Origin of the sequence: Youngimonas ophiurae (nom. illeg.), assembly GCF_049803795.1 — a bacterium.
GTDB lineage: Bacteria > Pseudomonadota > Alphaproteobacteria > Rhodobacterales > Rhodobacteraceae > Thalassobius.
In genome coordinates this window covers 100,591-112,768 of record NZ_JBNAGJ010000001.1, presented here as the reverse complement: position 1 = coordinate 112,768, position 12,178 = coordinate 100,591, and the positions used below count along the sequence as shown (strand labels likewise).

The 12,178-nt window shown below is 64.3% G+C and carries 12 protein-coding genes; 7 read left to right on the top strand and 5 right to left on the bottom strand.

The features are described from left to right. Positions 1–21 precede the first annotated feature (21 nt). Positions 22–936, top strand: a complete 915-nt coding sequence (locus ACP15O_RS00570) for a LysR family transcriptional regulator (RefSeq protein WP_425094083.1) — start codon at positions 22–24, stop codon at positions 934–936. Here the strand turns inward: ACP15O_RS00570 and ACP15O_RS00565 are convergent, their stop codons facing one another. From ACP15O_RS00565 to ACP15O_RS00555, 3 genes are read right to left on the bottom strand one after another with little or no spacing between them, the layout of a single operon-like run. Then, positions 937–2,064 (bottom strand): acyl-CoA dehydrogenase family protein, encoded by a 1,128-nt coding sequence (locus ACP15O_RS00565; RefSeq protein WP_425094082.1) that lies wholly within the window; start codon positions 2,062–2,064, stop codon positions 937–939. Then, the gene (locus ACP15O_RS00560; protein WP_425094081.1) at positions 2,064–3,248 is read right to left on the bottom strand and encodes an acetyl-CoA C-acyltransferase; all 1,185 of its coding nucleotides are present in this window, start codon (positions 3,246–3,248) and stop codon (positions 2,064–2,066) included. Before ACP15O_RS00560 ends, ACP15O_RS00565 begins: the two co-directional genes overlap by 1 nt. 21 nt (positions 3,249–3,269) lie before the next feature. Continuing rightward, positions 3,270–4,037: a 3-hydroxyacyl-CoA dehydrogenase gene (locus tag ACP15O_RS00555; RefSeq protein ID WP_425094080.1), complete on the bottom strand. Its 768-nt coding sequence runs from the start codon at positions 4,035–4,037 to the stop codon at positions 3,270–3,272. 52 nt (positions 4,038–4,089) lie between these two features. Here ACP15O_RS00555 and ACP15O_RS00550 point away from each other — a divergent pair, with 52 nt between their 5' ends. The 5 genes from ACP15O_RS00550 to ACP15O_RS00530 all read left to right on the top strand — a co-directional run bounded on the left by ACP15O_RS00550 (position 4,090) and on the right by ACP15O_RS00530 (position 8,935). After that, positions 4,090–5,112 (top strand): AraC family transcriptional regulator, encoded by a 1,023-nt coding sequence (locus tag ACP15O_RS00550; RefSeq protein ID WP_425094079.1) that lies wholly within the window; start codon positions 4,090–4,092, stop codon positions 5,110–5,112. Between the two features lie 97 nt (positions 5,113–5,209). Then, on the top strand, positions 5,210–6,211 hold the full coding sequence (locus ACP15O_RS00545; RefSeq protein WP_425094078.1) for a YeiH family protein: 1,002 nt from the start codon (positions 5,210–5,212) through the stop codon (positions 6,209–6,211). Between the two features lie 84 nt (positions 6,212–6,295). Further along, on the top strand, positions 6,296–7,516 hold the full coding sequence (locus ACP15O_RS00540) for a glycosyltransferase (protein ID WP_425094077.1): 1,221 nt from the start codon (positions 6,296–6,298) through the stop codon (positions 7,514–7,516). Next, complete coding sequence (locus ACP15O_RS00535) at positions 7,513–8,163, top strand: haloacid dehalogenase-like hydrolase (protein ID WP_425094076.1); 651 nt, start codon at positions 7,513–7,515, stop codon at positions 8,161–8,163. The genes ACP15O_RS00540 and ACP15O_RS00535 overlap by 4 nt, the downstream gene beginning before the upstream one ends. After that, the gene (locus tag ACP15O_RS00530; protein WP_425094075.1) at positions 8,141–8,935 is read left to right on the top strand and encodes a hypothetical protein; all 795 of its coding nucleotides are present in this window, start codon (positions 8,141–8,143) and stop codon (positions 8,933–8,935) included. Before ACP15O_RS00535 ends, ACP15O_RS00530 begins: the two co-directional genes overlap by 23 nt. Before the next feature lie 17 nt (positions 8,936–8,952). Here the strand turns inward: ACP15O_RS00530 and eutC are convergent, their stop codons facing one another. Both eutC and ACP15O_RS00520 read right to left on the bottom strand, forming a co-directional pair. After that, entirely contained in the window at positions 8,953–9,693 is a 741-nt protein-coding gene (gene eutC / locus ACP15O_RS00525) for an ethanolamine ammonia-lyase subunit EutC (protein WP_425094074.1), read from the bottom strand. Continuing rightward, entirely contained in the window at positions 9,690–11,066 is a 1,377-nt protein-coding gene (locus ACP15O_RS00520) for an ethanolamine ammonia-lyase subunit EutB (protein WP_425094073.1), read from the bottom strand. The genes eutC and ACP15O_RS00520 overlap by 4 nt, the downstream gene beginning before the upstream one ends. Positions 11,067–11,289: 223 nt before the next feature. Here ACP15O_RS00520 and ACP15O_RS00515 point away from each other — a divergent pair, with 223 nt between their 5' ends. After that, positions 11,290–12,072, top strand: a complete 783-nt coding sequence (locus ACP15O_RS00515; RefSeq protein WP_425094072.1) for an autoinducer binding domain-containing protein — start codon at positions 11,290–11,292, stop codon at positions 12,070–12,072. Positions 12,073–12,178 lie beyond the last annotated feature (106 nt).

The window sequence follows — 12,178 nt, the reverse complement described above, 5'->3', positions numbered from 1 at the left end:
TGAATGAATTAAGCTTGCGCCATGAAGCTCAGACAGATTCAGTTCGTCTGCGCGATTGCGCGCACCCGGTCCTTCAGCCAGGCGGCTGCAGAGTGCAACGCGACCCAGCCAACCCTGTCCAATGCCGTGGCTCAGCTTGAATCCCAACTGAACGGCAAACTGTTCACCCGCACCACACGCCAGGTGGATCTGACCCCCTTTGGCCGCCATATGCTGCCCTATCTACAGGCCATCCTGACCGCGCAATCCGAAGCCGCCAGTGCCGCGCAGAGCTTTCATAACCCGCAGCAAAAACTGCTGCGTATCGGGATTTCTCCGCTTGTGGACATGCGTATGGTCACCGCTGTGACCCAACCGTTTCAGCGCCTGCACGGCCCGCTGGACATCTTCTACAAGGAATGCCTGCTGGACGATCTGTCCGAGCGTATCGCAAATGGCGCGATTGATCTGGCGGTCCTGCCCGAACGCGTCGTGCCCGACATGCTGGAGCGCCAAAGCTTCTACAGCGATCCGCTGGTCTATCTGCCACAGCACGGCAGCGCGCTACCCGCGCCCCTGCGGCTGGCGGACATCCCCCAAACCCCGGTGATCCTGACGGGCGGAGGCTGCGGGCTGAATGCCTCGCTTCAGGCCCTGTTCAAGGACGATGGCGCGGCGCTGCCCGTGTATCCGGGCTATGCGATCAGCTATCCGGTTATTCAGGAATGGACGTGGCTGGGGCTGGGGGCCGGCATTCTGCCCCGCGCCAAGATCGGCGACGCCTCTGGCCCGGTCAGCCAGCTGCTCTGCAACTCCGGCCAGCCTGCGCAGTTCGATTTCGTCTGGTGCTGGCGACGCGAGGCCCGCGAAATCGCGCATATCGCCAGTTTTCTAGAGCATCTGCGCCATCGCGGGCCCAAGCTGGTGCAGGGGCTGGACCGGCCCGTCGCGGTCTGATTACAGCCCGCGCGCGATCACCAGGCGCTGCACCTCGCTGGTGCCTTCGTAGATCTGACAGACGCGCACATCGCGGTAGATCCGCTCGACCGGGTAATCGGCCAGATAGCCATAGCCCCCGTGAATCTGAATCGCGTCCGAGCAGACCTTCTCGGCCATTTCCGAGGCAAACAGCTTGGCCATCGAGGCCTCGGTCAGGCAGGGTTTGCCCGCCTGGCGCAGCTGCGCCGCGTGCAGCACCATATGGCGCGCGGCCTCGATCTGGGTGGCCATGTCGGCCAGTTTGAACCCCACCGCCTGATGCGAAATAATCGGTTTGCCAAAGGTGATGCGTTCATGCGCATAGTCCCGCGCGGCCTGATAGGCGGCCCGCGCCATGCCCACCGCCTGCGCGGCGATACCGATCCGTCCGCCCTCCAGATTGGCCAGCGCGATCCTATAGCCTTCGCCCTCGGCGCCCAGCCGGTTTTCCACCGGAATACGCATATTGCTGAACGCCAGCGCGCAGGTATCCGAGCTGTGCTGCCCCAGTTTATGCTCGACCGAGACCACCTCGTAGCCCGGCGTATCGGTGGGCACGATAAAGGCGGAAATGCCCTTTTTGCCCGCCTCCGGATCGGTGACGGCGAACACGATCACCACGTCGCCGTTCTTGCCCGAGGTGATGAATTGTTTCGCCCCATCAATCACATAGTGATCGCCATCCCGCCGCGCGCGGGTTTTCAGCCCCGACGCATCCGAGCCCGCCTGCGGCTCGGTCAGGGCAAAGCCGCCCACCCATTCGCCCGCAGCCATTTTCGGCAGGAATCGCCTCTTCTGATCGTCGGTGCCGTACTTCAGGATCGGCACGCACCCAACCGAGCTGTGCACCGACAAAATGGTCGAGCAGGCCCCGTCGGCAGCGGCGATTTCCTCAAGCGCCAGCGCGTAGGGCACCATGCCCATGTCCGAGCCGCCGAATTCCTCGGGCACCAGCATCCCCATGAAACCCAGCTGCCCCATCTGCGCCAGTTCGGCGCGCGGAAAGGCGTGATCGCGGTCGCGCTGCGCCGCCCCCGGTGCCAGCTGTTCCTGAGCAAAGGCCCGCACCCCATCGCGGATCATTTCGGTGGTTTCGTCCAGCAGCATCACGCGATCCTTTCCAGGCCGATGGCCGTGGCCTCGCCCCCGCCGATACACAACGAGGCCACGCCGCGTTTCAGATCGTATTTTTGCAAAGCGGCCAGCAGCGTCACCATCACCCGCGCCCCCGAGGCACCAATCGGATGGCCAAGGGCACAGGCCCCGCCGTGCACGTTCACCTTGTCATGCGGCAGGTCCAGCTCTTTCATCGCGGCCATGGCGACCACGGCGAAGGCCTCGTTGATCTCGAACAGATCCACATCCCCCAGGGCCCAGCCGGTTTTGTCTGACAGTTTCTGCATCGCGCCAATCGGCGCCGTCGGGAACAGGTTCGGCGCATGAGCATGGGTGGTGTGCCCGACGATGCGCGCCAGCGGGGTCAGGCCGCGCCGCTCGGCCTCGGACTGGCGCATCAGCACCAGAGCCGCCGCCCCATCCGAGATCGAGGACGCGTTCGCCGCCGTCACCGTGCCGTCCTTGCGAAAGGCCGGTTTCAGCATCGGGATCTTGTCCAGACGCGCCTTGCCCGGCTGCTCGTCGATGCTGACCGTCACGTCGCCCTTGCGGGTTTTCAGCGTCACGGGGCTGACCTCGGCGGAGAAACTGCCGTCCTCGATCGCCTTTTGCGCGCGGGTCAAAGAGGTGATGGCGAAACTGTCCTGCTCTTCGCGGGTGAACTGATAGGACTGGGCGCAATCCTCGGCAAAGGTGCCCATCAGGCGGCCCTTGTCATAGGCGTCCTCCAGCCCGTCCAGAAACATGTGATCCATCACCTGCTGATGCCCGATCCGCGCGCCATCTCGCATTTTCGGCAGCAAATACGGGGCGTTGGTCATGCTTTCCATGCCGCCCGCCACCATCACATCGGCGCTGCCCGCCCGCAGCAGATCATGCGCGAACATCGCCGCCTTCATCCCCGAGCCGCACATCTTATTCACCGTGGTGGCCCCCGCAGACAGGGGCAGCCCGCCCTTCAGGGCCGCCTGCCGCGCGGGGGCCTGGCCCTGGCCGGCTGGCAGAACGCAGCCCATCACCACCTCCTGAACATCCTCGGGCGACAGCCCCGCGCCGGACACAGCGGCCGAAATCGCCGCCCCCCCCAGAACCGAGGCCTCGACCCCTGCGAAATCCCCCTGGAACCCGCCCATCGGGGTGCGCGCCGCCCCCACAATCACGATTGGATCTGTCATGTCATTCTTCCTTATCTGCGATTATCTGGCCGCCATGCGCAGCGCGCCGTCCAGCCGGATTACCTCGCCGTTCAGCATCCGGTTTTCGAAAATGTGCCGCACCATACTGGCATATTCCGCCGGATCGCCCAAACGCGACGGGAACGGCACCGAGGCCCCCAGCGCGTCCTGCACCTCGGCTGGCATTCCGGCCATCATCGGTGTGGCGAAAATCCCCGGCGCGATGGTCACCACACGAATGCCCGAGCGCGCCAGCTCACGCGCGGCAGGCAGCGTCAACGAGGCCACCCCACCCTTCGAGGCCGCATAGGCCGCCTGTCCGATCTGCCCGTCATAGGCCGCAATCGAGGCCGTGTTCACAATCACCCCGCGCTCTTTGCCCACGTCGGGCTCTTGCTGGGCGATTGCCTCGGCTGCCAGGCGCAACATGTTGAAACTGCCCACCAAATTGATCGAAACCGTCCGCGCGAACGTGTCCAGATCATGCGCGCCCTTGCGCCCCACGATCTTTTCCCCCGGCGCAATCCCGGCGCAATTGACCAGCCCGTCCAGCCGCCCGAACCCATCCAGAGCCGCCGCAACCGCCGCGCGCCCGTCTTCGTCCCTGGTGACATCGGTTTTGACGAATTTCGCCGCCGTGCCCAGCTGTTCTTGCATCGCTGCGCCCGCCAATGCGTTGATGTCCGCCAGCACCACGCGGCCGCCCGCCCCGGTGACCATCTCGGCCACCGCTGCGCCCAAGCCCGATCCCGCGCCGGTGATCAGGATCACCTTTCCTTCGATTTTCATGCAAATCCTCCATCCCTTTGGCGCCAGATTAGCCGCAACTGAGTGGCAAACAATGACGCATATGATCTTGATTACTGATCGAAAATGCCAGTACATGTACCCCATGTCCGCCACCCAGATCTCTGCCGTCTTTGTCGAGGATGCCCTGCATTGCCTGCGGCAGGCGGGGCGCGATCCGGGCCCCATTCTGCGCGGGCTACGCCTGAGCGATCCGGTACAAACCCCCGTGTCAAACCTGCTGTACGGTCAGCTTTGGTGGCAGATTGCCCAGGATATGCAGGATGAGTTTTTCGGCCTGGCCGCCCGCCCCATGCGCCCTGGCAGTTTTGCTCTGATGTGCCATGCGGTGCTGCACACCCGAACCCTGAAACAGGCCCTGCACCGGGCGCTTAGCTTTCTGAACGTGGTGCTGGACGATCCGCGCGGCAGCCTGCACATCCGTGAGGGCGAGGCCCGGATCTCGCTGTCCGCCCAGGTGCCCCGAACCGCTTTTGCCTATCGGACCTACTGGCTGCTGCTGATGGGGGTCACCTGTTGGCTGGTCGGGCGGCGTATTCCCCTGCGCGGGCTGGAATTTGCCTGTCCGGCCCCAGCGCACCGGCACGAATACCTGCATTTCTTTGGCGCGCCTGTCCGGTTCGATGCCCCCGAAACCATGCTGCGTTTCGACGCCGCACATCTAAGCCTGCCCGTCATTCGGAACGATCCGGCGCTGCGGACCTTTCTAAGCGAGGCACCGGCGAATATTCTGGTCCGGTTCCGTCACGATCAAAGCTGGGCCATCCGCGTGCGCAAGCATCTGTCGGACCGCCCCCCCGCCGAATGGCCCGATTTCGAGACGCTGGCCGGGCGGCTGAAACTGTCTCCGGCCACGCTGCGCAGACAACTTAGGGCCGACGGGCAGAGCTATCTGGCCATCAAGGACGATCTGCGCCTGGCCCGCGCGCAAAAACTGCTGGCCGAGCCGGGGCATAGCGTGGCCGACATCGCCAGCCAGCTGGGCTATAGCGAGCCCAGTGCCTTTTTCCGCGCCTATCGCAAATGGACCGGGCGCAGCCCCCGCGCAGACAGCTAAGCGCGCCGCGACTGCGTGGAAACCGTCGTTTTCGGGCCCTTGCCCGTGGCGCCATGTTGGCTAGTCTGCCTCCAGACAATCCAAAAGGACGCGTTTCATGACTCTGCCCTTTTCGCGCGATGGTCTGGCCCGGATACGCGAGATCGCGCCGGGGCTGGGGCTGTCGGTGATCATCTGCCTGGCCGCGCTGTCGCTGAGCCAGCGGTATGGCGCGCCGGTCATGCCTTTTGCGCTGCTGCTTGGGATCGCCATGTCCTTTCTGGCGCAGGATCCGCGCATTCGTCCGGGGCTGGAGTTCACAGCCGCCTCTTTGCTGAAGATCGGCGTGGCGCTGCTGGGCCTGTCGATCACCGCCACAACCTTTACCCAATTGGGCCTGTGGGCGGTGCTAAGCGTGATCGGCCTGCTGGGTGCCACCATGGGGGTGGGCATCGCGATCGGGCGGCGCGCGGGCTGGCCCCTGCCTGTTGCCACCGTCGCGGCGGGGGCCGTGTCGATCTGCGGGGCCTCGGCGGCGCTGGCCATTTCATCGCTGCTGCCGGGCATGAAAGAGCACCGCAGCCAGACCATGACAATCGTGCTGACCGCCACGGCCTTTTCCACGCTGGGCATGGTCGCCTATCCCGTACTGCTAGAGACCATGGGCTTTGACGCCGCACAGGAGGGTTTCGTTCTGGGGGCCAGCATCCATGACGTCGCGCAGGTTGTCGGCGCGGGCTATTCGGTATCCGACGAGGTGGGCGAGATCGCGGTCCTGACCAAAATGATCCGCGTGGCCATGCTGCCTGTCGTGTTGCTGACGCTTTCCGTGATGCTGGCCCGGCGCAGCGCCACCAAAGGCGCGATCCGCCTGCCCTGGTTTGTCGTGGTCTTTATCGCTCTGGCCATTCTGGCCAGCCTGGTGCCTGTGCCCGATTGGCTGACGGCGGGCGCATCCCACGGCGCGCGCAGCATTTTTTATGTCTCGATTGCGGCCATCGGGCTTTTGTCCAATGTCCAAGAGATTTTCCGCACCGGCCACACCGCCTTGCGCGTTTTGGGGCTGACAACGCTGTTTTTGCTGCTGGCCGCGATGGGGCTGGCCGCGCTTCTGGCTTAGGGGGCAGAAACACCTTGTTCGGGCCTGGGGCCTCTCTTATCAATGCCATAGCACGCCCGCAGCCCCCAAAGGACTTTGCCCCTGATGCCGCAGATTTCCTCGATTTTCGTCAGCAATAACGGGCTGGCAGATCATATCGGCAAGGCGCAGGTCATGCCCTATCTGTCCGGGTTGATCGGCAACGGAGTCGCCGTCTCGGCCCTGACCGTGGAAAACCGCCAGAACTGGCAAGACCCGGCACAGGTACAGGGCATTCGAAACAGCGGCATCGCCCATCGCCCCATCTGGCGCAAGACCGGCCCCTGGGCGCGGCTGGACCGGCTGGCCATGCCGTTTCGCCTGTCCAATCGGCTGGACCGGATGATCCGGCGCGACCGTCCCAGCCTGCTGCATTGCCGCAGCTACATGCCCCTGCCCGCGATTCTGGCGGCGGCGCGGCGTCACGGGCTGCCATGGATTTTCGACATGCGCGGGTTCTGGATCGACCAGCGGATCGAGGGCGGGTTCTGGGATCCTGCCTCTCCCAAGGGCCGCGCGCTGATCGGGCGGTTTCGCAAATTAGAGAGCATGGCCTTTCAGCGCGCTGCCGCCATCGTTGTGCTTACCCAGGATGCGCAGGCCGTGGTGCAATCCCACCCCGATTATCGCGGGGCGCCCGTGCATGTGATCCCGTGCAGCGTTGATCAGAGCCATTTCCGCCATGACCCGGCCCTGCGCGCCGCCACACGCCAGCATCTGGGCATTGCGCCGGCAGAAACGGTGGTTAGCTATCTGGGCTCGGCCAGCGGGCTCTATCGGATGGATCTGGTCTATCGGTTCTATGCTGCGCTGCGCGCGCGCAAAGGCCCCTGCCGGATGCTGTTCATCGGCAATCACACAGCGGCCCAGCATATTGCCGCCGCCCGCGACATCGGCATTTCCCTGTCCGAAGACGAGCTGATCTGCACCCGCGTACCGCACGATCAGGTGCCCGCCCTGCTGAATGCCGCCGATATGGGGCTGTCTTTTATCGTCAGCACACGCTCCAGCCTGGGGGTGTCGGCCACCAAGGTAGGCGAGTATCTGGCCTGCGGGCTGCCCGTTGTGTCGAATTTTGGGATCGGCGATATCGAGCGTATCGTGACCGATGGCCAGAACGGCGCCGTTCTGCGCAGAGAAACAGACGCAGATATAGCCGCCTGCGCCGATCTGATGGCCGGCGATCTGCTAAGCCGCGATCAGATCAAGGCCGGCTCGGCCCGGACGTTTTCGCTGGAACGCGCAACGCGCAACTATTTCGACATCTACAAGGCCCTGGCAACATGAGCGCGCGGCTGCTGGCCGTCGATGTGTGCGGCACGCTGTATCCCGATAACACGACCGCCGGGTTCGTGCGGTTTCATGCGGCGCGCACGGGGCACCGACCCTGGCGGTTTCGCCTGCTGGAAGCGTTGCGCCAATCCCCGTTCAGAATGGCCGTGATCGCCCTGGGCAAGGCGCTGCGCCGCGATCTGTTCCGCCAGGGCTATATCCGTTGCCTGAAGGGGCAGCCCCGCCCCGCGCTGTCCCAAAGCGCGCAGGCCTATGCCGCCCATCTGGAAGCGACCCGCCAGATCGCGCAAACGCACGCACGGCTGGCCCGGATGCAGGCCCAGGGCTGGCAGGTAATGTTGGCCTCGAACAGTCTGGATGTGGTGATCTCTGCCATCGCCCAGGCGAAATCCCTGCCCTGGGTCGCTTCGGCGCTGGCCTTTGACGGGGACATCTGCACGGGCCGCCTGACCACCGATCTGAAGGGCCACAAACTGCGCGCCGTTCAGGCTGTCTGCTCTTTCGATGCGTTGGCCGTGATGACCGATAACAAAAGCGACACTGACCTGATCCGGGCCGCCGATCTGGCCATTTTGGTCGCGCCTCGACACCCCAAACCCTGGATGGAGGCCTATCCCGATGCCGAAACCCTTTATTACTGAGCGCAACCACGCCATCCTGCTGGTGCCGTTCCTGTATGCCTATTTTTCACGGATGAAGGGGCTGCGCGGGTTCGGATTCAACGCGCTGACACTGTGGGCGCCGGGGCTGATCCTGACGGCGGGGCTGACCGAGGCCTCCTTGGGGCTGATCCTGACGCTGTATTTCACCGGCTATCTGGCGTTCATTTCCGTATATGAGCTGGGCTATCTGATGAATGACACCTGGGGGCTGCGCCATGACAGCACCCCGCGCCGCCGGATCCAGGTGGACTATCCCAAACCTTTCTATCCCGCCTTTGTGCTGGTCCGGCTGGGGACGGTTCTGACGATGGGCTATGTGCTGGGGCTGCTGGGAATGCCGGCCTTCTGGGGGGTGCTGGCGCTGCTGGGGGCGGCCATTCTGGCGCATAACCTGCTGACCCGCGAAGAGTTCAAAATGATGACCTTTTTCCAGATGTCCCTGCTGCGGTTCTCCACCCCGGTGTTCTTTGCTACCGCGCTGACCGATGCGGTATGGGTGATGGCGGTGGGGGCGCTGCTCTTTGTGTTTCCGCGGCTGCTGACCTATCAGGACAGCAAGGCCCGCCTAACCATCCCTGAACGCAAACTTTCGGATTTCGCCCTGTGGAACACGCTGCTGGCGGGGCCGGCGATCGGGGTGATTTACCTGATCAGCGATCAGCCCGCCGTGCTGGTGACCTGGGTCTATTACCTGATTTTCACCGCGGCGCTGCGGGTTGCGCGGCAGCGCTTTGGCAAGGCGCTGTCCTGACGTCGCGAAAGGAGGCTTCAGGCTGGCAGGGCCGGGCCTGCCTCTTCTTTCAGGCCGGTGCCTGTCAGGCCCAGTTTCAATGCCTCGCGCGTCAGCCAGGCGATCTTGTGCGCGGCCTCGCCATAGCTGAGCCCGCCCTGCCCGTGGATATTTGACAGACAATTGCGATCACTGTCCTTGCGGCCCGGCATCGGCGCATAGGTCAGATAGGCCCCCAGGCTGTCGGCCACGGTCAGCCCCGGACGCTCGCCCACCAGAAGGATGCTCAGACGCGCGTCAAGGGCGGCGCCGATCTGATCCCCGATGGCCACACGCGCCTGGGTGGCGATGACGATGGGGCCGATCTGTATCTTGGGCATAGCCCGGACCGAGGCCCGCACCACCGGCACAGCATGGGCCTGCACCGCATCCGCCGAGAGCCCATCCGCGATGACAAACACCACATCGGGCTTTTCATAGCCGCGCAGCTTATCCTGACTGTCTGCGGACAACATGCGGCCCAGATCCGGGCGGCGCAGATAGGTGGCCCGGTCCGGTGCGGCACTGGTCAGCTGGATCACCGGATGCGGGGCCAGCTCCTGCGCCAGGGCCACCGGATCCACCGCCCGGTGCACCGCATCGCGCGCGCGGGCATGGGCGAATTGAAACGCCAGATTGGTGCCCGTCTGCAATCCCGCCCCGCTGCGCCCCAGCCCGATCCGCGCAGGGGTGGCCGCGCGCAGCCGCGCCCAGGGGTCTTTTTGAGGCAGATCGCTCATGCCAGCCCCTCCAGCAGGTGCAGCGCGCCGCTCCCCGAGCCCAACCGGCCATTTTCATCCACCAGACCGGCCGCTTGCAGCCAGGCTTCGAATTCCGGCGCGGCGCGCAGCCCGAAACTGTTGCGCAGATAGGCAATGTCATGAAAGGACAGGCTTTGATAATTCAGCATGATGTCATCGGCCCCCGGCACGGCAATCAGGAAATGGGCGCGCGCATCGGCCAGCAGGGTCATCAGCACATCCATATCGTTCTGATCGGCCTCGGCGTGGTTGGTATAGCACACGTCACAGCCCATCGGCAGGCCCATCAGCTTACCGCAGAAATGATCCTCCAGCCCCGCGCGGATGATCTCTTTGCCATCATAGAGGTATTCCGGCCCGATAAAGCCCACCACCGTGTTCACGATCAGCGGATCCACCGCCCGGCAGACCGCATAGGCGCGCGCCTCCAGCGTTTGCTGATCCACCCCGTGATGCGCATTGGCCGACAGGGCCGAGCCCTGCCCCGTTTCCAGATACATCACATTATTGCCCACGGTGCCGCGGTTCAGGCTCAGCGCGGCGGCGCGCGCCTCTTGCAGCATGGACAGGGTGACGCCGAATCCCTCGTTCGCGGCCTGCGTACCGGCCACCGATTGAAACACCAGATCAACGGGGGCGCCGCGCTCGATCATCTGCAAACTGTTGGTCACATGGGTCAGAACGCAGGTCTGGGTGGGGATGTCATAGCGGGTGCGCAGCTCCTCTAACATATCCAGCAGGGCCGAGGCCGTGGGGATGTTATCCGTCGCCGGGTTGATGCCGATCACCGCATCGCCCACCCCATAGGACAGCCCATCCAGCGTCGAGGCCGCGATCCCGCGCAGATCGTCCGACGGATGGTTCGGCTGCAAACGCGAGCCGATCCGCCCCGGCAGCCCCAAACTGGTGCGAAACCCGCTGCGTACCTCGATCTTGCGGGCCACGGCGATCAGATCACGGTTGCGCATCAGCTTGGACACGGCGGCGGCCATTTCCGGGGTAATGCCGGGCGCCAGACGGGCCAGAGCACTGCCCGTCGCCGCATCCGACAGTAACCAGTCGCGAAACGCGCCCACCGTCATATGCGCCACGGGGGCAAAAGCGGCCGTATCATGCGTGTCCACAATCAGCCGCGTGACCTCGTCCTGTTCATAGGGGATCAGCGCCTGTTGCAAAAAGACATCCAGCGGCAGATCGGCCAGCAGCATCTGCGCGGCCACCCGTTCCACATCGCTGCGCGCGCAAATCCCGGCCAGCGCATCCCCCGATCGCGCAGGCGTCGCCTTGGCCATTACCTGAGCCAGCCCCTCGAACACCCAGGTCTGTTGGTTCAGCGCGATCTTATAGCTCACGGGGGGCGGCTTCCTTTGTTTACGTGACGCGATGTTGCGGCTGGCTCAATTCCGGGGGCAAGCAAAAAATTACTGTCAGGCAGAATTTTTTCGCAACAGTCTAGCAAACTGTCCGCATTCGGGCGTTTACGCCGCCCCATGCCGCCCTGCGTGTTGACTTTGGCCCGTCGCGCCACAAACTGCGGGCGCATCTGTTCAGGACTTCTGAAACCCCGAGAGCGCATTGCAGAACCGGTATCATATCATTCGCCCGAACGGGGCCAGCGCCCCCTGCGCCGAATCCCTGCTGGCTCTGCGCGCGGATCTGGATCATTGCCTTGATCTGGCCAGCAAATGGCATCTGGCACGCGGCTTTTTGGCCGGGCTGGGAGTCGATCTGCCGATCTATATGTACCTGCGCCCCTCGGCTCCGCAGGATCGGCCGATGATTTTCTCGGCCATGCCCGATTGGTGGGCCGACCACTATCTAGAGGCAGAGCTGGCCGCCACCGACCCCTTTTTCAAGACCTGCCACACCCTGGCCCCAGTCCCCACCGGGCGCGATTATGTTCAGGAAAATGCCTATATGCTGTCCGCGGAGGAGGCCGAATTTATCCGCCAGGCAGGCGAGACCGGGCTGCGCAGCGGGGTGTCCTGCACGGTGCGGCGGGCCAATGCGGGGCATTTCGGCGGCTGGAACTTCGGCTCGTGCCTGCCCCGCCCGGAATACGAGGCGCTCTTGCGTGAACACGGGGCCGGGCTGCATCTGGCCGGGCTGCTGGTGCATCAGTCCTTTCAAGAAAGCGCGGCGCAGACCGCCCCGCCGCCCTCATGCCTGTCCCCACGCGAACGCGAATGCCTGCTCTGGCTGGCGCAAGGGCTGCGCACGGCCCAAATCGCCGATCAGATCGGGCTGGCCAGTGTCACGGTCGATCTGCACCTGAAAGGCGCGCGCAAAAAACTGGGGGCCGCCACCCGAGAAGAGGCCCTGGCCAAGGCGATCATGTCGGGTGAAATCAGCCTTTAGGCCGCGCGCGGGCAGCCCCCGCCCCTGCCGGTTGACACCTATGGATTTCCATAGGCCCATGTTTTTAATGGATTTTTGAATTGACAAGCCCGGACCTGCCCCCCTT

Coding starts and splice junctions, on each gene's coding strand:
- ACP15O_RS00555 (WP_425094080.1), bottom strand. CDS start 4,037: ATGAAAATCGAAGGAAAGGTGATCCTGATCACCGGCGCGGGATCGGGC.
- ACP15O_RS00540 (WP_425094077.1), top strand. CDS start 6,296: ATGCCGCAGATTTCCTCGATTTTCGTCAGCAATAACGGGCTGGCAGAT.
- ACP15O_RS00535 (WP_425094076.1), top strand. CDS start 7,513: ATGAGCGCGCGGCTGCTGGCCGTCGATGTGTGCGGCACGCTGTATCCC.
- ACP15O_RS00530 (WP_425094075.1), top strand. CDS start 8,141: ATGCCGAAACCCTTTATTACTGAGCGCAACCACGCCATCCTGCTGGTG.
- ACP15O_RS00545 (WP_425094078.1), top strand. CDS start 5,210: ATGACTCTGCCCTTTTCGCGCGATGGTCTGGCCCGGATACGCGAGATC.
- ACP15O_RS00565 (WP_425094082.1), bottom strand. CDS start 2,064: ATGCTGCTGGACGAAACCACCGAAATGATCCGCGATGGGGTGCGGGCC.
- ACP15O_RS00570 (WP_425094083.1), top strand. CDS start 22: ATGAAGCTCAGACAGATTCAGTTCGTCTGCGCGATTGCGCGCACCCGG.
- eutC (WP_425094074.1), bottom strand. CDS start 9,693: ATGAGCGATCTGCCTCAAAAAGACCCCTGGGCGCGGCTGCGCGCGGCC.
- ACP15O_RS00550 (WP_425094079.1), top strand. CDS start 4,090: ATGACGCATATGATCTTGATTACTGATCGAAAATGCCAGTACATGTAC.
- ACP15O_RS00560 (WP_425094081.1), bottom strand. CDS start 3,248: ATGACAGATCCAATCGTGATTGTGGGGGCGGCGCGCACCCCGATGGGC.